The organism is Blautia sp. ZXY-1-C6 (assembly GCF_056339875.1).
The window spans coordinates 1-18,667 of record NZ_JBWJVQ010000247.1 but is presented as its reverse complement, the minus strand read 5'-3'; the positions used below and the strand labels follow the sequence as shown (position 1 = coordinate 18,667).

The window sequence follows — 18,667 nt, the reverse complement described above, 5'->3', positions numbered from 1 at the left end:
TTATTATCCAATCTTAATTACTGATTTAACAATGTTCGCTTTATCTTTCACACTCTGAATCATTGCATTTTCAATGTCATCAAAATCCCAGACATTTGATACAATCCCCTTTACATTTATGCTTCCAGCTGCAACTGCTTCAATTGCAACAGGATAAATATGACGATAACGGAAAACAGTTTTAAATGTCAGTTCTTTATCCAACGCAAGACTCATAGGTAAAGTTTCTTCTCCTGACGCAGAATAACCAACAAGTACAATTGTAGAACCAGGTTTTGCGAAATTAATTGCCTGTCTTGTAGTAATTTCTGTTCCTGCTGTTTCTATTGTTAAATCAGCTCCTGCTCCTCCTGTCAAACGGAAAATTTCTTTCACCGTATCTTTTTCTTTTCCATTTATAACGTCCGTTGCACCAAGTTCAAGTGCCTTCTGAAGTCGCTTTTCCTGAACATCTACAGCAATAATTCTTGTTACTCCCATAGCTTTTAATGACATAATGGAAACAAGTCCAATACATCCTGCACCTGTAACAACTGCTGTCTGTCCCAGATGTGCATTACCCTGTCTTGCTGCATGCATACCAACAGCCAATGGTTCAATAAGAGCCGCTTCCATTGTATCCATGTTATCAGGAATCTTAAAGCAAAGTGCTGCTTCATGTGCTACATATTCCTGAAATACACCATCTATTGGCGGAGTTGCAAAGAATATAACATCCGGACAAAGGTTATATCTTCCTGTTTTACAGAACTCACAATGTCCACATGTCTTTCCTGGTTCCAAAGCAACCTTATCACCAACTTTTAAATGAGTCACGTTTTTTCCAACTTCTACAACAGTACCACCAGCCTCATGTCCAAGAACAAATGGTGGATGAACAATGTTTCTTCCAATTCCACCTGCTTCAAAATAATGAAGATCTGAACCACACACACCTACATGTTCAATTTTAACTAAAACCTCGTCATCCTTTGGCTGAGGAATTGGTCTTTCTGTAAAATCCATTTTCATTACGTCTGTCATAATTGCTACTTTCATGTTTCCTTCCATTTGTCTTTTCCTCCTCTTAACTTGAATATTTAGTATAAATTTATGCAATTGCTTTTGTCTTCTGAAGATTCATCTGCTGAATGCAGTCAGCACCTACTGCCAGAAGAAGAATAATTCCTTTGATTACCATCTGCATATATGAGCTGATGTTCATAAGAACCATACCATTGCTTAATACACCAATAATCAGAACACCAGCAATGACATTTGACATTTTTCCCGATCCACCGTTTACGCTGACACCTCCAAGCACTACACATGTAATAACATCAAATTCATATCCAACACCGGCATTTGGCTGCGCAGTATTAGCACGTGCAAGCATTACCAAACCTGCAATACCTGCAAAAAGTCCTGATAGGGAATATACCAGACATTTTACAACTTTTATTTTAATACCAGAAAGAAGTGCTGCCTCTTCATTTCCGCCAAGTGCGTAGAAATAACGTCCAAAATATGTTTTATTCAGAATAAATGTACCAATTGCAAAAATAACAACCATAACAATTACCGGAACCGGAATAGGTCCTACATATCCCTGACCAAGTTTCAGGAAAGACTCTGGCATACGTGAAATTGGAACACCTCCACAGATAATGTATGCATATCCGGCAAAAATAGTCTGAGACGCAAAAGTTACAATTAATGCTGGCATACGAAGCTCTGCAATAATAATACCATTGAGAAATCCTATAAAAGTACTGATTATTAATGAGAGCAATACAGCCAAAACAACGTTCATTCCAATATTTACCATAAAATATGCACAAACAATGTTAACAAAAGAAATAATCGATCCGGTTGCAAGGTCAATTCCACCAAGCAGGATAACATATGTCATGCCTACTGATGCAATGCCAAAGATGGACACCTGTTTTGCAACATTCAGCAAGTTTTTCACTGTAAGAAAGTTTGGATTAATAATTGTAAAGAAAATGACCATAAGTACAAGAAAGGCATAAATAGCTCTACCTTTAATTTTATCTATAACAGATTTCATCTTTTATTCCCCCTTTTCTATAGAAGCCAGCTGCATAATACGCTCCTGATTGAATTCACTTTTATTTAGTTCACCTGTCATATTTCCTTCAGCCAGAATAAGAATCCTGTCAGACATACCCATCAATTCTTCCATTTCTGAAGAAATCATAAGCACTGTCTTTCCCTGTTCTACCAAATGATTAATTAATGTATAAATTTCCTGTTTTGCGCCTACATCAATACCACGAGTCGGTTCATCAAAAATCAACAATTCTGAATCTGCAGCCAACCACTTTGCCAATATAACTTTTTGCTGATTGCCACCACTGAGATTCTTTACCAACTGATCCAGTGTCGGTGTTTTTATGGAAATCTCTTTTCGATATGTCTGTGCAATTTCTTCTTCTTTCTTCTCATTGATTACGGTACCTTTGGAAATTCTCTGATAAATCGGCATATTAATATTACATCGGATACTCATTCCAAGAAGAGCACCTTCTTTCTTACGATCTTCTGGGACCAGACCAATTCCAAGTTCGATAGCATCCTTTGGAGTTTTAGGTGAAATTTCCTTTCCTTTAAAAATAAATTTTCCAGCTGTTTTTGGTCTCATTCCAAACATTAATTCTGCAAATTCTGTTCGTCCGGCACCTACCAATCCACCAAGTCCCAGCACTTCACCTCTATGTATTTTAAAAGAAATATTTTTATCCCCATTTCCTGATACATTTACTGCCTCAAATATAACTTCGTCCTTTACACATATCTCATCACGTTTCGGATATACTTCCGTCAACTGACGACCTACCATATATTTTACCAATTCATCTTTATTCGTTTCGTCTGTATTAAGAGTTGTCACATACTGTCCATCACGAAGAATGGTAATTCTATCTGCCAAACGAAAAATCTCATCAAGACGATGTGAAATATAAATGATACTTACTCCACCAGCTTTTAACTTATCGACAATAGCAAACATTGCCTCCACTTCCGCACTTGTCAATGGTGCGGATGGCTCATCCATAATCAGAAGTTTTGCATTCTGAGAAACAGCTTTCGCAATTTCTACCATCTGCTGATATCCGACACTCAGAGTTTTTACTAATGTTTTAGGATTAATCTTAATATTAAGAGAATCCAATATTTTTTTTGATTCTCTCTCCATTGCTTTCAAATCTATAACCATTCCTTTACGGATCGCTCTTCCAAGGAAAATATTCTCTGCCACTGAAAGATCTCCAACAAGATTAAATTCCTGATAAATAACTCCTATTCCGTTTTGTTCTGATGTCTGCGGTGTCATTCCTGTAAATGATTTTCCGTTAATCACAATTTCTCCCTGTGTAGGAGTAATTGCCCCACTACATGTTTTTATCAGAGTAGACTTTCCAGCTCCGTTTTCACCAACCAGAGCAAGAATTTCGCCTCTTCTCACCTCAAGGGAAACATCATTTAAAGCAACTACACCTGGATAAAGTTTTGTAATATGTTTTAATTCCAAAATATTATCAGACATATTCTTCCCCCTTTTTATAATCGTTTTAGTCCACCGTATTTTTGAGAATAAAAGTGCGGCAGATGTCGACTGTTACTTATCTACACATCTAGCCGCACCAACAATAGCAACTTTTCTGTTTCGTAAAAATTATTTAGTAATCATTTCTTCAAGATTCTCTGGAGTAACCGGAATAAGATCTCTGTATACTTCATGATCCAGTTTTTCTCCTGCTGCATAGCGCATAGAGAGATCATAAATAACATCACCACAAACAAATGCGTTACCTGTAATAGCTACTACACAACGATCAAATTCACCATTCTGCATAGATGCAATTGCCTCATCAGTAAGGTCTGTTGAAAAAATTCCGATATCATCTGGAACTTCACTTCCATAAGTGCCTTTTAACGCTTCGTTTGCTCCGGTAGCACCACCACCACCAATACAACATACTACTTTAACATCCGGATGTGCCTGCAGGATAGTTTCCATTGCATTTAAACCTTCGGTGGTATCAATTGCAGGCTGATTTGCAACAACTTCTGCGTTAGGTGCTTTTTCCTTTAATGCGTCCAGAATTCCGTTTTCTCTTTCCAACAGAATCGGTGTCTGTGGATATCCAAGTACAACTACTTCGCAGCCTTTATCTCCAAACTTTTCATTAATAAAATCTGCTGCCTGAGTTCCAATTTCAACACCCAGATCATAATTCTCAATTACCCAGTTGAAACTTGAATTTTCCATTTTTTCATCCCAGCATACTACTTCGATATCTGAATCAAGAGCTTCTTTACAAACCTCCTCAATTGCATCCGGATCTACGGGTTGAACAATAATAACATCCATTCCTGATGTGATAAAGTTCTCAATCTGGTCAATCTGTGTGTTTGCATTTTCCTTACATTCAACTACAGTAACTTCATTTCCATCTTCCTTCGCATCTTTTGTGATTTCTTCCATCTGCTGAGCCCAAACCTGATTACTCATGGTCTGAACTGCACATCCGATTTTAAGTCCTGATGGATGTTCAACTGTTGTTTCCTCTTCTGCTGCGCATACAGAAAATGGTGCTCCTAATGCCATAACTGCTGCTAACCCTAATACTACTAATTTTTTCATGTTTAAAAACCTCCCTTTTTTATCTTTATAGCCGTAGCTAAAAGTTACATTGTAATATTTGTTCCTTTTCCTTCTTCTCCATTTGGAAGAATAACATATTTACCTTTTGCTCTGAGTTCTCGGGACGCAAGAATTTCCGGTAATTTTTCCAGTGGTTCAAATCCTGCCAGCATAGTAGTTACATCAATGGCATGCGCATTGATCAACTCTACCGCTCTTCCCATATCATACGGACTGCAGAAAGAACCTTTTATTGTAATTTCTCTCTGAAAGAGATTATACGTCTTCAACGAAATTGTTGCATCAAGAGCAGTTACTGCAAATAATACAACCGTTCCCTGCCTGTCAACAATTTCCATTGCTTCCTCAGATGTACTCTTAAGCCCACAGGTTTCAATAACTACCTGAATATGCTCTAACTTATGTTCTTTTAATACATCTGCTACTTTGTTTTCCATCGGATTGATCGTAAGTGTTGCCCCAAGTTTTTCCGCCATTTTTCTTTTTTCTTCTGATGGTTCTATAACAATAACCCTTGCAGCTCCTCGCATTCTTGCCAACTGCATTAACAGTATTCCAATTGCACCAGCGCCGTATACAACAACATTGTCCCCAACTTTGATATCACTTCGATCTGCTCCATTAATACAACATGCAAGTGGTTCTGCCATTGCTCCCTCTACAAAAGTAACATCTTCACCCAGCAAATGAATCAATCTGGATGGTACAACACAATATTGCGAAAATCCACCATCACGATTTGTGCCAATAGCCCCCATATTCTCACAATGACTCATCATGCCATTTGCACAATAATAACAGTCATTACAGTTATCTGCCGGATCTGCACAAACTTTATCTCCAACTTTACATTCTACGACATCCTTTCCGATTTTAACCACCACACCGGAAAATTCATGTCCCTGTATAAGTGGTGGAATTGAAGATGTTGAACCTTGATCTCCAAAAAAAATGTGAACATCTGATCCGCAAACTCCACAGGCCATTATCTTAATCAAAACTTCATCTGCTGCAGGTTCTGGAATTTCTCTTTCATCAATAGTCATATTACATTTCCCATTAAATACTGCACACTTCATATTCCCCTCCTTTAGTTAATTGTTTTAACTCTAATTGTTAATTCTTTTAACTTTATCTCTCTGCTTATGTCTGTATAATACATTTTTCAGCGTAAAAAGTCAATGTTTTATATGTACAAAAGTTCACTGATTAAACTATGCATTTTTCACAATATATACTTTTTCACATATTTTGTACAACATATAAAAAAATAAGGATGTGGAGCATACTGCCACACATCCTGTAAGTTCATTCTATGAACAATTGTTTCATTTTTTCACATATTAGCAGACTGCTTCTTCAACATACTGTCAGCCTTATTTTCTCTCAATTACCTTTTTTGCCTTGCAGACAATATTCTCCGAACAAAGGCCATAATGTTTTAATAAAATAGACGGTGAACCCGAATGTCCAAACTGATCCTGGACTCCCACAAATTCCACTGGAACTATTTCAGTCTGTACAAGCACTTCTGCAACAGCCGATCCAAGTCCACCTATCGTATTATGTTCTTCCACTGTTACGATAGCTCCCGTTTCTTTTGCTGCCTTAATGATTATTTCCCTGTCAATCGGTTTTATTGTATGCATATCAATTACTCTTGCATATATGTTTTCTTCTTCAAGGAGTTTCTGCGCTTTTAATGCTTCTTGAACCATAATTCCACAGGCAATAATCGTCACATCTGTACCTTCTGTCAATTGAACACCTTTACCTATTTCAAAGTTATAGTTTTTAAATTGATCAGTTACACATTCCACTGCCGGACGACATGTTCGGAAATAACAAGGCCCTTTTTTCTCAAGCATGGCTTTTGTAGCCAGACGAGCTTCATAAGAATCACATGGAATAATCACAGTCATTCCAGGTATTCCTCTCATAAGGCTAATATCTTCTAAAGCCTGATGAGTTGCGCCATCTTCCCCAACTGTTAATCCTCCATGACTTCCTACAATTTTAACATTCAATCCCGGATAACATACACTATTACGAATCTGATCATAGGTACGTCCTGTTGCAAATATTGCAAAAGTATGTACCAGCGCTGTTGCGCCACATGTCGCAAATCCCGCAGCTATATCTACCATATTAGCTTCCGCAATTCCAATATTAAAAAATCTCTCCGGATACTTCTCGGCAAAATAAAGAGTCATCGTACACTTCTTCAAATCTGCGTCAAACACAAACAGCTTTTCATCTGTACCAAATTCTGCCAATGCTTTACCGTATGCTACTCTTGTCGAAATATTTTCTCCCATTTTTACCCCTCCAATTCTGCGATCTTGGCATCCAATTGCGCATAACAATCAGACCACTCTTCAGCTTTAGGTTGACTTCCATGAAAATTAACATTATTTTCAAACAGAGTTACACCTTTACCCTTAACTGTATCTGCAACGATAACTGTTGGCTTTCCTTTCATAGAAAACGCAAATTCAACTGCATCTGAAATCTGTTCCACATCATGTCCATTCACTTCCAGCACATTCCATCCAAAAGCTCTGAACTTATCACCAATAGGATAAGACGACATAATTTCTTCAAGTGAACCATCCAACTGTAATTTATTGTTATCTACAAATGCAATCAGATTATCTACCTTATAAAATCCGGCACACATTGCTGCTTCCCATACCTGCCCTTCCTGGATTTCACCGTCTCCAAGAATACAGAAAGTCCGATATCTTTTCTTTCTGGCTTTTGCATACATAGCCATTCCCAATGCAACAGAAAGCCCCTGTCCAAGAGATCCTGAAGACATATCTACACCAGGTACATGGATTTCCACATGACCCGAAAGATCACTGTCCAACTTTCGGAATGTAGATAAATGCTCCTTTAAGAAAAAGCCCTTTAATGCCAGCGTTGCATACATAGCCGGTGAGCAATGTCCCTTAGATAATACCAATCTATCTCTATCAGGATCATCTGGCCTCATCGGATCAACATTCATTTTTTCAAAATATAGCACAGATAAAATATCTGCGATTGAAAAAGATCCCCCAATATGCCCGGATCCAGCGGCTTGAATTGTCTGCAAAGCAGTTTTTCGAATTTTAGCCGCCATTAGATCCAGTTCTCTTTTTTTACTACATTCCATAACCTACTTACTCCTTCATCATTTTACTTTTATATAACTTATATCACGGTAATGCTTTCGCAGTCCGAATAAGTTCAAATATATTTCCCCGTTTACATAATGTTTCAAGGGTGTAATAATATCCTCCCAGCATGAAAGAATCCTCGTTTATTTTTGAATAACGAATAGTTGCGTTACGCTCCACAAATTCCGGTACAAAATTCCTTACTGCACTACGTATTTTGTTAATAAAATCTTCCGTGTCTGGATAATCTGGCCCAATAATAATACAATCCGGATTAATAATATATATAATGTTTGCTATTCCATATCCCAGCATCCAGGCAACTTTACTGACAGCCCAGTCTGCCAGTTCATCACCATGTTTATACGCTTCAAACACATCCATATAATTACTGTTTTCATTTAATGGACTTTCCGGAAATTCGTATAAACGTTCTTTCATATAACGTACTACGCTTTCAACTCCTGCAGAGTATTCCAGAGTTCCTCTTCCTTCTTCTCCCTTTTTATGTCTATTAAAATTGATTCCCATGTATCCTGCCTCTCCGGCAAGCCCCAGATGACCATTTACAATATTGCCATTTACAACAAATCCGCATCCAATCCCATATCCTCTGGAACGTACAATAGCCAAACTCCCTCTGTCTATTCCTTTTATTTCTTCCGCACAATGCCATTCAGCATATGCGGAAAGTTTTGCATCATGCTTAATTAGTATCTTTCTACCCAGAGCTTCTTCCAATTCTGTATGTACATCTATATTGCTTAATTCTTCAAACTCTGAAACCATAAAAATTTCTTCGCCTCTTTCCGGACGATTAATAAATAATCCTGGTACAGCAAGGCATACTCCCAGAATGCGATTATCACCATATTCCTCTACCAGAGAAATAGCTTCTTCTTTCATTTTGTCCAGAACTTCTCTAAAAGATTCTTCTTTTTTAAATTGATATCTGCAATGTTTTAACTGCTGTCCTCTTAAATCAAAAATCCCAAACTGAAAGTCCTTACGTGTAATTCCTATAGACATTGTATAAATATTATCTACTTTTAGTCTTAATTTCTCTCCACGTCTTCCAACAGCTCCATCTCCGTCTCCTTCAACAATTCCCATATCAAAAAATTCATTAATTATATTGGTAATCGTTGCTTTTTGAAGATTTAATTCCACTGCTATTTCCGCTCGCGTGATCATTCCGCGTTCTTGTAAAAGCTTAAACACAAGTGTTCTGTTATTTTTCTGCATTTCTGCACTATTCATTCCACGAACCATAATATCCTCCTTTCTTTTCTATTTGGTTTATTCGTTAAACTATATAGTTATTATATTTTTTATTTTATCTATTTTTTTTATTTTGTCAACTATTTTTAGTTAATTCATTAAACATTATTATGTTATTTTGAAGCTACATAATTCTTAATGAAAATACCGTCTGATAACTTTGATATACTCAATGAAAATGAACTATTACAATAAAAAAATTTCCACAAGATATAATCATTTAGCAATAAATAATCCCATATCTCGCAGAAATTTCATTAAATACAAAAGCCCCTTAATATCTTTCGTAATCGACATTATTTCTTCATATACGTTAATAAATATTTCTTACTTACATCAAAAACTCTTTCTCTCTATATTATTTTATGACTTTTTACCCCAAAATTTTTATTCAAACGCCTTTTTTATACTGTCATAATGCAGGAATTTCCCTTCTGCTGCAAAAGCTTTGATCTCATCAACAGTGGCAAACATATATCCGTCTGTTTCCTCTGTCTGCAGGTGCAGGTCACTCTCATCAATATCCATGACAAAACGGTACACATCCACGAAGTAGTTATCTCCCTCACCCGGATTCTCTCTCTTATAAGTAAACAGATATCCGCCTTCCGCATTTCGTACATCCAGTCCTGTTTCTTCTTTTACTTCACGAAGGACAGCCTCGCAGGATTCCTCACCTGCCTGGGCTGCACCCCCTGATACTTCCCACCAGCCGGGAGCCCATGCCTTGGTCATCACACGTTTGGTGATCAGGAATGTACCATCTGGTCTGCCGACGACACCAAGTACGGTCAGGTGATACTCCCCGTCCTTCAGACACCAGTCATTTCTTTTCATTGTGCGTCCTGTCGGTTTCTTATTTTCATCATAAATATCCCAAAATTCCATTTTTAATTATCTCCCTGTAAAATTACTGTCTGCCTGTAACTTTATACATAATATCATTTTGCCGGTCTTATTGCAAATATATACTGATCTTACAGTTGTGCTGTCAGGAAAGCGGGTTACTGTTCACTCCGTTCACAGTAACGTAGCCAAAATTCATTCCAGATTGCCTGCGGCAATGGAATTTTGGCTTGTATGTCTCGGGATTTTGGCATATTCATGCCAAAACACCTCGCGGGACAGTGGTGTGTGAACAGTAACGAAAGCGGGACGGAGAAATATTCACAAAATTTTCGCGCAGCAGTGCCGAAATATCTCTGAATCCCATACATTCGTGCATTGAAATTAGAACAATTATTCAGTATAATTATAGTTAATAACTGTGGCCATACAGCTGCAGTCACTTAAAGGAGGAATATCATTATGGCAACATGGAAAAATCTCGACACTCTTGCTTCCTACAGCAAACTTGCCGAACTGAAAGGTCATGTAAATATTGCAGATGCCATGGCAGGCGAGAAAGGTGCTGAACGTGTAAAGAAATACAGCACACCGATGGCAGCCGGTTTAACTTACAACTACGCTGCAAAACAGGTTGATGAGACAGTTCTGGATGCACTTGCAAAACTGGCAGATGAGGCTGAGCTTATTGACAAATTCCAGGAATTATACAACGGTGCTGTGATCAACACAGGAGAGAAACGTATGGTTCTTCATCACCTTGCACGTACACAGCTTGGCGAAGACGTAGTAGTTGATGGTGTCAACAAACGTGAATTCTACGTTGCACAGCAGAAGAAAGCCGCAGACTTCGCCAATAAAGTTCACGCAGGTGAGATTACTAACGAAAACGGCGAGAAATTCACAACTGTTGTACAGATCGGTATCGGTGGAAGTGATTTAGGTCCTCGTGCATTATATATTGCTCTTGAGAATTGGGCTAAAGCAAACAACACATCCAAGATGGAAGCTAAATTTATCAGCAACGTAGATCCTGATGACGCAGCTGCTGTTCTTGCTTCCGTAGACCTTGCTCATGCTCTGTTCATCGTTGTGTCCAAATCCGGTACAACTCTTGAAACACTGACAAATGAAGCCTTCGTAAAGAATGCTCTGGTTAAAGCAGGATTAAACCCATCCAAACATATGCTTGCCGTAACAAGCGAGACATCACCTCTGGCAAAGAGCGAAGATTATCTTACAGCAATCTTTATGGATGACTATATCGGCGGACGTTACTCTTCCGTTTCCGGTGTAGGCGGTGCGATCCTTTCTCTTGCTTTCGGTCCTGAAGTATTTGCACAGATCCTCGACGGAGCTGCTGCCGAGGACAAGCTTGCTACAAATAAAAATATCCTTGAGAACCCGGATATGCTGGATGCACTGATCGGTGTTTATGAGAGAAACGTACAGGGATATCCTGCTACAGCAGTTCTCCCATACTCTCAGGCATTAAGCCGTTTCCCTGCACACTTACAGCAGTGTGATATGGAATCCAATGGTAAATCCGTAAACCGTTTCGGTGAACCTGTAGACTATGTAACAGGACCTGTTATCTTCGGTGAACCAGGTACAAACGGACAGCATTCCTTCTATCAGTTATTACATCAGGGAACTGACATCGTTCCGCTTCAGTTCATCGGCTTTAAGAAGAGCCAGCTTGGTGTAGACGTAGATATCGAGAACAGCACAAGCCAGCAGAAACTCTGTGCAAACGTTGCTGCTCAGATCGTAGCATTTGCATGCGGTAAAAAAGATGAGAACCTGAACAAGAACTTCAAGGGCGGACGTCCTTCCAGCATCATCACAGGTGAAGAACTTACACCTGCATCTCTGGGTGCATTACTTGCTCACTTCGAGAACAAGATCATGTTCCAGGGATTCGTATGGAACTTAAACAGCTTCGACCAGGAAGGTGTTCAGCTTGGTAAAGTCCTTGCAAAACGTGTTCTTGCACATGACACTGACGGAGCACTGAAAGTATACAGTGACCTGTTAAACATCTGATTTCATCAGAAAGCAAAAGTTATGTTATAGGAACATTACGGAGTAATTTCCTATAACATAACAAAATCATCATACAGAACTCCGATAAATATTATCAGGAAGTTCCTTATGATGATTTTTCTGTTTTCTTTTCTAATTCTCTTCTGACTTCTTAACAAACTCTGCTTTCGGCAATGGTCTGGAATAATAGAATCCTTGAATATTGTCACATTCCATCTCCTTCAGAAGTTCAAGCTGATCTGCAGTCTCCACACCTTCTGCAACCACCTTCATGCCAAGTCCATGTGCCAGGATGATTACCTGCTGCACGACCATTCTTCCCTTCTGCTGGTGAATACAGTCAACCAGACTCTTATCAATCTTCAGTGTATTAAACGGTAATTCACTCAATGTTATCAGTGAAGAATATCCTGAACCAAAATCATCCATGTGCAGTGCAAATCCTGCATTTACCAGTTTCTCTGTAAAATCTCTGATCATAACATTATTCAGAGTAGCTGTTTCCGTCAGTTCAACAGGCACACAGGAAAACGGGATCCCATTCTCCTCTACAATCTTCATATAACGTTCAACAATATCGGAATGATGGATGCTTGTACGCGACAGATTTACAGAAATCGGAATCAGCTCCTGCCCCTTCTTCATCAGTTCACGCTGAAATTCGCAGACATACCGGAATATGTATTCATCCAGCTTCACGATCAGTCCGTCCTTTTCATATAGCGGGATGAAATCTCCGGGCATTACCATGGAACCATCCGGGTTGATCCATCGCACCAGTGATTCCGCTCCTGTGATCCTCTCTGTTTTTACATCATATTTCGGCTGGAAATATGCCACAAATTCTTTATTTTTAATCGCAGATTCAAATCTGTTCTCCAACAAACGGTCCTGCATCTGCTTCTGTTTCATTTTCTCTGTATAATAAGCAATGTTACACTCATAGTTATCGCGGATACTTCTGATCGCCATAAATCCTCTGTCACAGATTACAGAAACAGGTAAAGATTTATCAATATCCTGATAAACTCCATATTTGACCATAAGATTGGGAACAGGTGCATGCTCTGCGATTTCTTCTTCTATCTTTGTCACTGTTTCCAAAGACAGATCACAGTCATCACACGTCATACATACGAACTGGTCACTCCCATATCTGGAAACCAAACCTGTTTTCAGCATTTTTGTATAAGTTCCTGCCAGATAGCAGAGGATTTCATCTCCTACTTTCTCCCCGTAACTGCTATTGATCAGTTTGAAATCCCTGATGTCAGCAATTACAAGATGAAATTTCTCCCCCGGTCTGGTTTTCAGAAAAGATTTTGCATGATAGAAAAACGCCTGTCTGGTATAAACTCCGGTGAGCTCATCATGTTCTACTGCAGTCAGTGCCATTACGGACTCCCTCAGCTTGATCACACTGTTGATCCTGCCCATTACAAGTTTAAAGTTATAGGGCTTCGGAATAAAATCAACTGCACCAAGATCCAGGCATTGAAGTTCTACATCTTTTGAATTACTTCCGGTCATAACGATAACCGGTATGGTTGACAGAAATTTATCTGTGTTTCTGCGTCTGAGGAATTCAAATCCATCACACACAGGCATACAGATATCCAACAGCACTACTGATAATTCTCTGTAATGCTCGGAAAGAAGTTCCAGTCCTTCTTCCCCGTTTTCTGCGAAAAAAACATCAAATTTCTCTTCCAGAAAAGAAGAGAGGATATCTCTGTTTAATTCATTATCTTCTACGACCAGGATTTTTCTTTTGGACGGTATTTCCCCCGGTTCCAACAGTTTTGCATTGTCAGAATCTTTTCTCATACTTCTTTTGTACTCCTCACACACAATTTCCAAAGCAAAGCACCTCCGGATATCCGAACCGGAGATGCTCAAATTATTATAGTAACCGATCTGTTATCTGCAACCGTCCAGCCATTATGGGAATATACTATACTTAAACGTTACAGGCAGACATAATGTCTACGTATCTTAACTCTTTGAGTTTACATTATTTTGCATAATCTTTCAAGTCTTATTCTGCAGTTGACATGATTTTGCCACGACTTTATTATGGAAATTTCGCGCTCTGATGGACTGGATTAAGATGCATTATTTACGAGGACTGCTCTATACTTTTACAATGTACAGAATTTTTATATGCTGACAGCATAAACAGAGGCAGAAATGTTTCCACAAATAATCCTGCTTCAAACATTTCTGCCTCTATTATCCTGTCTGTAAATCTTTAAAAATAATATTCCTCTGAATAAATCCTCAGATCCTCTTTTGTCCATTCCCCACCTTCAATATGAAAGCTGTTCAATACCGGATAGTCCGCCATCAGTGACAGGATCAGATAACTTGCCTTTGAATCAAAAGCAAGACGGATATCCTCCACTGACGGACGGGATGGAGAAGACGGATGGGAATGCCAGTTTCCCAGCGGTTTCAATCCATTGGCACGCATATCCCTGATCGCATTTATCTGGTCTCTGGGATCCAGGGTAAAGTGATCTTCTGCATGATCTTTATTCTCCAGAAAATATACCTTTCGGATTTCCCTTCCCTCCCCGGTTTCCACTCCGGCCAAAAGCCCGCAGGCTTCCTCCGGAAGATGCTCTTTTGCATAATTAACGATCTCATCATAGAGATGATCTCTCATTCTTATTATAGCCATACTTTTCTCCTGTTTTGCATCAGGTTTTTCTTGTATTTACTGCTCATCTCTTGTGGCAAATCGGCCTGCTGTTTCCTCACAGACCTCCTGCTCGTAGTCGATCGGTTCCAGGATTGTCGGATGATCTCCGCATACTGCACAGTCATGAGTATCCTTCGGCAGTTTAACCTTATGGAATTCCATTGTCAGCGCATCAAAAGTCAGAAGATATCCTGTCAGAAGATCACCTACACCGATCAGATACTTGATTGCTTCCATTGCCTGTAAGGAGCCGATGACACCTCCCATTGCTCCGATGACACCTGCCTGCTTACAGGTAGGAACTGCATCCTTGGGCGGCGGATTCTTGAATACGCAGCGGTAACATGGACCTTCCCCGGGTACATAGGTCATCAGCTGACCTTTAAAACGAATGATACCTGCATGGGAAAATGGTTTTTTCTCCAGTACACACGCATCATTGATCAGAAATTTTGCCGGGAAATTATCAGTTCCGTCAATAATAAAATCATATTCTCGAATCAGTTCGCGGATGTTGGATGCGTCTACGAACATCCGGTAAGTTTTTACTTCCACATCCGGATTCATGGCATTCATGGTTTCCTTTGCTGATTTTACCTTTGCTTTTCCGATATCTGCTGTGCTGTGGATGATCTGTCTCTGCAGATTGGAAAGATCTACCTCGTCCGCATCCACAATACCGATTGTTCCCACACCTGCTGCTGCCAGATACATTGCCGCAGGTGCACCAAGACCGCCTGCACCGATGATCAGTACTTTTCCTTTCAGGAGCTTCTTCTGTCCCTTTGCACCCACTTCTTTTAAGATGATGTGACGGGAATAACGCTCAATCTGTTCATCTGTCATTGCCATTTAGCATCCACCTCCCATGAAATACAGAAATTCTACATTGTCTCCCTCTTTTAATACGGTAGACTCTTTATCCTCTGATACAACAAATTCTTCATTAATAGAAACGGTTACATATTCCGGCATCTCTACATTTTCCTGTGCGATCAGTTCCGGAAGTGTCAGTCCGTCTTTTACTTCTTTTTTCTCTCCTGCTACTGTGATAAACATATTTTTCTCCTTTATGCCTGCTCTCTTTTTAGAGTAATCCTTCAATCCAGCTGTTTAACTCTGCCTGTTTCAGTGCTCCTGTTTTCCGGTCTTTCGCCTGTCCGTCTTTAAAAAGGATCAACGTCGGATTTGCCTGCACTTCATACTGCTCTGCCAGCTCCACATCAAAGTTCGTATTTACTTTATATATTTTAATCTTATCCTCATAATCATCTTCCGCATTTCCGAGAACCGGTGCCAGCTTTTTACATGCCACACAGGAATCTGAATAAAAATCCACCAGAACCGTAAGTTTTTCCTTCAGGACCTTCTCTTCAAAATCCGCATTGCTTACCCGTACTGCCATCAGTCTTCCACCTTTCTTACATACATGGTGTAAGTACCATCTTCATTATCGGTTAATTTCAGTACCTTATGCCCTTCTTCTTTCATGCTGCGCGGAACATTCTGCACTGGTTCGCCATCGTTCATGCGGACAGCCAGAATCTCTCCATCCTCCAGTTCTTCGATTGCTACTTTTGCCTTCACGAATGTCAGGGGGCATACTTTATCGGTAATATCAACCTCATCGGTTACTTCAAAATCTAATTCAGCCATTATGTTCTCCTTTCACTGTCCTTCATACGCATCTTTCAGCTGACTACGGAAATCTTCTTCTCCCACACGCTGCAATGTTTTGCGGAAACGTTCACTTGGATTTGCATTTTTTTCAAAGAAATTAATTGCCGCATCTGTCACACGAAACAGTGTTTCTTTATCCGGGATCAGAGGAAGCAGTTCTTCTCCTTTATAGATATTATTTCCGAAGGTTCCTCCAAAAGATACGATATATCCCGGAGTTCCTTTCCATGCATCCACCGGACAGCTCTTTACACAGCGGCCACAATGATTACATTTCTGCGCATCCAGTTCTATTTTGCCGTCCACCATCTTCAGTGCATTCTGTCTGCAGGCTTTCACACACACACCACAGGAAATACAGTCGTCTTCCTTATATTCGATGTTCATGCCGCCTTTGATTCCAACATCGTTTTCTTCTGCTTTCAGGCAGTTATTCTGGCATCCTGTAACACCAAATTTGAATTTATGCGGGAGTTCCCGTCCGAAATATCTCTCATCAAGCTCTTTTGCCAGTGTGTAGGTGTCGATACATCCGCTTGGACAGACCTCTGAACCCTGACAGGCTGTAACTGTACGTACACGTGGTCCGCACACACCGGTTCCCACACCGCCTTTTGCCAGTGCTTCTTTTACCTCTGCCAGTTCTTCCACTTTAATAAAGGGAATTTCAATGCCCTGACGGGAAGTCATATGTACATATCCGCGGCCGTATTTTTCTGCTACTTCTGCTACTGTCTTAATATTCTCTGCAGTTAGGTTTCCACCGACCACTGCCAGTCTCAGGGAACCGTAACCTTTCTGTTTCTGTCTCATATATCCGCCTTTTTTTAAGGCTGCATAATCTACTTTCTGTGCCATTTTTATCTCTCCTTTGTGTTTTTAGAGCGTTTTTCAAATATTTTTTCCAGATCTGCGGCTGTCCGGTATCCTTACAGCCGGTTGAATTATCGTAATACTCTCTCAGTTTCTTCTATTTCAGATATTCTGCCACTGCGGTTGCTGCATTGGCACCATCCGAAACCGCAGTTACCACCTGACGCAGTTTCTTTGTTCTTGCATCTCCTGCCACATACAGCCCTTCCAGAGCGGTTTCTCCTGTCTCCCCTGCTCTGACATAACCTGAATCATCCAGTACTGCAAATTTTTTCAGAAGATCTGTCTGTGGTACTGCTCCGTAAGCAACAAATACACCGTTCACATCTATCACAGCTGCATCTTCCAGAACTACTCCGGTTACTTTCTGCTCTCCGATGATCTCTTTTACCTGATGCTCCAGTACGAAGATAACGTTTTCCTTCTCTCTCAGTTTCGCCACTGTAACAGCGGCTCCTCGGAATTCCTTTCTCCTGTGGATCACATATACTTTCTCTGCCACATCCGCCAGGTAAACAGCATCATCAAGTGCTGTATCTCCACCACCAAGAACTGCGACTGATTTACCTCTGTAAAATGATCCGTCACAGATTGCACAGTAAGAGACACCCTTTCCTGCATATTCCTGTTCTCCCGGAATATTCGCTCTTTGCGGTGTGGCTCCCGCCGCATAGATTACAGTTTTCGCTTCCACCTGCGAACCATCTGCAAATACAAGTTCAAAATCTGATGAAGCTTCTTTCTTTATCTCTGTTACTTCCTGTTCCATGAAGGATACCCCAAGCTTCACTGCATGTTCCCGGAAGTTCTCACCCAGATCATAACCGCTGATGCCCGGAAATCCCGGATAGTTATCTACCTGTCCGCTTTCTGCGATCTGTCCGGTTCCTTCATATTCTTTTTCTATCACTACGGCTGACAGATTAGCCCTCTTTGCATAGATTGCCGCACTCAAACCCGCCGGACCGCTTCCAATGATACCTACATCATATTTCATATCGTCAGTTCCTTTACACCTATTATTCCTATCGAATTAGTATGTTTTATAATAAACATAATAACACCGATAATTTCCTCTGTCAATAAATAAGATTATAAAAATTTTTTAGGATTCGTTATGGACTCAGGTTATAGCAGTTACTTAATATTCGCTGTACTAGATCCAGCTGTAATCTCCGCCGGTCAGAGCAAGGCTCAGAAGTGTGTCCATCTTCTCTACCTCTTCTTCACCCTCAATCTTCTGGATCAGTTCTGCTGTATCCAGCACATCCTCCAGTGACTCGTCCGGACCGATCTCATAGTCGATTTCAGCCTCACAGTCCGGGCATGGAATCCTCTTCATCGTCTGCATAGACAGAAAACGGTTGCCACATTTTTTACATTCATAATATCCGCACTCTT

General features: G+C 40.0%; 19 protein-coding genes. 1 reads left to right on the top strand and 18 read right to left on the bottom strand.

What is annotated here, in order from left to right:
- Positions 1–3 precede the first annotated feature (3 nt).
- From AC075J_RS16135 to AC075J_RS16095, 9 genes are all read right to left on the bottom strand, one after another.
- Complete coding sequence (locus AC075J_RS16135; protein WP_055057823.1) at positions 4–1,050, bottom strand: NAD(P)-dependent alcohol dehydrogenase; 1,047 nt, start codon at positions 1,048–1,050, stop codon at positions 4–6.
- A 40-nt stretch (positions 1,051–1,090) separates the two neighbouring features.
- A complete protein-coding gene (locus AC075J_RS16130; protein ID WP_055057822.1) occupies positions 1,091–2,050 on the bottom strand; it encodes an ABC transporter permease in 960 nt (319 codons plus the stop codon).
- 3 nt (positions 2,051–2,053) lie between these two features.
- Positions 2,054–3,550: a sugar ABC transporter ATP-binding protein gene (locus AC075J_RS16125; RefSeq protein ID WP_055151640.1), complete on the bottom strand. Its 1,497-nt coding sequence runs from the start codon at positions 3,548–3,550 to the stop codon at positions 2,054–2,056.
- A gap of 129 nt (positions 3,551–3,679) precedes the next feature.
- A complete protein-coding gene (locus tag AC075J_RS16120) occupies positions 3,680–4,651 on the bottom strand; it encodes a sugar ABC transporter substrate-binding protein (RefSeq protein ID WP_055151642.1) in 972 nt (323 codons plus the stop codon).
- A 44-nt stretch (positions 4,652–4,695) separates the two neighbouring features.
- Complete coding sequence (locus AC075J_RS16115) at positions 4,696–5,751, bottom strand: zinc-dependent alcohol dehydrogenase family protein (RefSeq protein ID WP_055057819.1); 1,056 nt, start codon at positions 5,749–5,751, stop codon at positions 4,696–4,698.
- 297 nt (positions 5,752–6,048) lie between these two features.
- Positions 6,049–6,990: a transketolase family protein gene (locus AC075J_RS16110; protein WP_055057818.1), complete on the bottom strand. Its 942-nt coding sequence runs from the start codon at positions 6,988–6,990 to the stop codon at positions 6,049–6,051.
- A gap of 2 nt (positions 6,991–6,992) precedes the next feature.
- The gene (locus AC075J_RS16105) at positions 6,993–7,832 is read right to left on the bottom strand and encodes a transketolase (RefSeq protein WP_055057817.1); all 840 of its coding nucleotides are present in this window, start codon (positions 7,830–7,832) and stop codon (positions 6,993–6,995) included.
- A gap of 43 nt (positions 7,833–7,875) precedes the next feature.
- Positions 7,876–9,108: an ROK family transcriptional regulator gene (locus tag AC075J_RS16100; protein WP_055057816.1), complete on the bottom strand. Its 1,233-nt coding sequence runs from the start codon at positions 9,106–9,108 to the stop codon at positions 7,876–7,878.
- A gap of 396 nt (positions 9,109–9,504) precedes the next feature.
- On the bottom strand, positions 9,505–10,005 hold the full coding sequence (locus AC075J_RS16095) for an NUDIX hydrolase (protein ID WP_055151648.1): 501 nt from the start codon (positions 10,003–10,005) through the stop codon (positions 9,505–9,507).
- Between the two features lie 420 nt (positions 10,006–10,425).
- Between AC075J_RS16095 and AC075J_RS16090 the strand changes: the two genes are divergently transcribed.
- Positions 10,426–12,009, top strand: a complete 1,584-nt coding sequence (locus AC075J_RS16090) for a glucose-6-phosphate isomerase (protein ID WP_008705267.1) — start codon at positions 10,426–10,428, stop codon at positions 12,007–12,009.
- Positions 12,010–12,141: 132 nt separating this feature from the next.
- Here AC075J_RS16090 and AC075J_RS16085 read toward each other — a convergent pair whose 3' ends face one another.
- The 9 genes from AC075J_RS16085 to AC075J_RS16045 form a co-directional block, all read right to left on the bottom strand.
- Positions 12,142–13,836 (bottom strand): two-component system response regulator, encoded by a 1,695-nt coding sequence (locus tag AC075J_RS16085; RefSeq protein WP_476390492.1) that lies wholly within the window; start codon positions 13,834–13,836, stop codon positions 12,142–12,144.
- A 424-nt stretch (positions 13,837–14,260) separates the two neighbouring features.
- Positions 14,261–14,692, bottom strand: coding sequence for a M67 family metallopeptidase (locus AC075J_RS16080; protein ID WP_055054157.1), 432 nt, complete (start codon positions 14,690–14,692; stop codon positions 14,261–14,263).
- A gap of 36 nt (positions 14,693–14,728) precedes the next feature.
- Entirely contained in the window at positions 14,729–15,565 is an 837-nt protein-coding gene (locus AC075J_RS16075; protein ID WP_008705270.1) for a HesA/MoeB/ThiF family protein, read from the bottom strand.
- Positions 15,566–15,772: a sulfur carrier protein ThiS gene (gene thiS, locus AC075J_RS16070; RefSeq protein ID WP_055059713.1), complete on the bottom strand. Its 207-nt coding sequence runs from the start codon at positions 15,770–15,772 to the stop codon at positions 15,566–15,568.
- Positions 15,773–15,800: 28 nt separating this feature from the next.
- Positions 15,801–16,118 (bottom strand): thioredoxin, encoded by a 318-nt coding sequence (gene trxA, locus AC075J_RS16065; protein ID WP_055059712.1) that lies wholly within the window; start codon positions 16,116–16,118, stop codon positions 15,801–15,803.
- Positions 16,118–16,369 (bottom strand): sulfurtransferase TusA family protein, encoded by a 252-nt coding sequence (locus AC075J_RS16060; RefSeq protein WP_008705273.1) that lies wholly within the window; start codon positions 16,367–16,369, stop codon positions 16,118–16,120. The genes trxA and AC075J_RS16060 overlap by 1 nt, the downstream gene beginning before the upstream one ends.
- A 12-nt stretch (positions 16,370–16,381) precedes the next feature.
- Positions 16,382–17,251 (bottom strand): 4Fe-4S binding protein, encoded by an 870-nt coding sequence (locus AC075J_RS16055; RefSeq protein ID WP_055059710.1) that lies wholly within the window; start codon positions 17,249–17,251, stop codon positions 16,382–16,384.
- A 112-nt stretch (positions 17,252–17,363) separates the two neighbouring features.
- A complete protein-coding gene (locus AC075J_RS16050) occupies positions 17,364–18,263 on the bottom strand; it encodes an NAD(P)/FAD-dependent oxidoreductase (RefSeq protein ID WP_055200914.1) in 900 nt (299 codons plus the stop codon).
- 159 nt (positions 18,264–18,422) lie between these two features.
- The coding region (locus tag AC075J_RS16045) for an FmdB family zinc ribbon protein (protein ID WP_476390491.1) at positions 18,423–18,667 on the bottom strand (245 nt) is incomplete at its 5' end.

What these genes read in the sequence shown, in the direction of transcription:
- AC075J_RS16110 (WP_055057818.1), bottom strand. Translation starts at nt 6,990, where the DNA reads ATGGGAGAAAATATTTCGACAAGAGTAGCATACGGTAAAGCATTGGCA.
- AC075J_RS16080 (WP_055054157.1), bottom strand. Translation starts at nt 14,692, where the DNA reads ATGGCTATAATAAGAATGAGAGATCATCTCTATGATGAGATCGTTAAT.
- AC075J_RS16050 (WP_055200914.1), bottom strand. Translation starts at nt 18,263, where the DNA reads ATGAAATATGATGTAGGTATCATTGGAAGCGGTCCGGCGGGTTTGAGT.
- AC075J_RS16055 (WP_055059710.1), bottom strand. Translation starts at nt 17,251, where the DNA reads ATGGCACAGAAAGTAGATTATGCAGCCTTAAAAAAAGGCGGATATATG.
- AC075J_RS16120 (WP_055151642.1), bottom strand. Translation starts at nt 4,651, where the DNA reads ATGAAAAAATTAGTAGTATTAGGGTTAGCAGCAGTTATGGCATTAGGA.
- AC075J_RS16060 (WP_008705273.1), bottom strand. Translation starts at nt 16,369, where the DNA reads ATGGCTGAATTAGATTTTGAAGTAACCGATGAGGTTGATATTACCGAT.
- AC075J_RS16115 (WP_055057819.1), bottom strand. Translation starts at nt 5,751, where the DNA reads ATGAAGTGTGCAGTATTTAATGGGAAATGTAATATGACTATTGATGAA.
- AC075J_RS16105 (WP_055057817.1), bottom strand. Translation starts at nt 7,832, where the DNA reads ATGGAATGTAGTAAAAAAAGAGAACTGGATCTAATGGCGGCTAAAATT.
- AC075J_RS16095 (WP_055151648.1), bottom strand. Translation starts at nt 10,005, where the DNA reads ATGGAATTTTGGGATATTTATGATGAAAATAAGAAACCGACAGGACGC.
- AC075J_RS16090 (WP_008705267.1), top strand. Translation starts at nt 10,426, where the DNA reads ATGGCAACATGGAAAAATCTCGACACTCTTGCTTCCTACAGCAAACTT.
- trxA (WP_055059712.1), bottom strand. Translation starts at nt 16,118, where the DNA reads ATGGCAGTACGGGTAAGCAATGCGGATTTTGAAGAGAAGGTCCTGAAG.
- AC075J_RS16100 (WP_055057816.1), bottom strand. Translation starts at nt 9,108, where the DNA reads ATGGTTCGTGGAATGAATAGTGCAGAAATGCAGAAAAATAACAGAACA.
- AC075J_RS16125 (WP_055151640.1), bottom strand. Translation starts at nt 3,550, where the DNA reads ATGTCTGATAATATTTTGGAATTAAAACATATTACAAAACTTTATCCA.
- AC075J_RS16075 (WP_008705270.1), bottom strand. Translation starts at nt 15,565, where the DNA reads ATGGCAATGACAGATGAACAGATTGAGCGTTATTCCCGTCACATCATC.
- AC075J_RS16130 (WP_055057822.1), bottom strand. Translation starts at nt 2,050, where the DNA reads ATGAAATCTGTTATAGATAAAATTAAAGGTAGAGCTATTTATGCCTTT.
- thiS (WP_055059713.1), bottom strand. Translation starts at nt 15,772, where the DNA reads ATGTTTATCACAGTAGCAGGAGAGAAAAAAGAAGTAAAAGACGGACTG.
- AC075J_RS16085 (WP_476390492.1), bottom strand. Translation starts at nt 13,836, where the DNA reads ATGAGAAAAGATTCTGACAATGCAAAACTGTTGGAACCGGGGGAAATA.
- AC075J_RS16135 (WP_055057823.1), bottom strand. Translation starts at nt 1,050, where the DNA reads ATGGAAGGAAACATGAAAGTAGCAATTATGACAGACGTAATGAAAATG.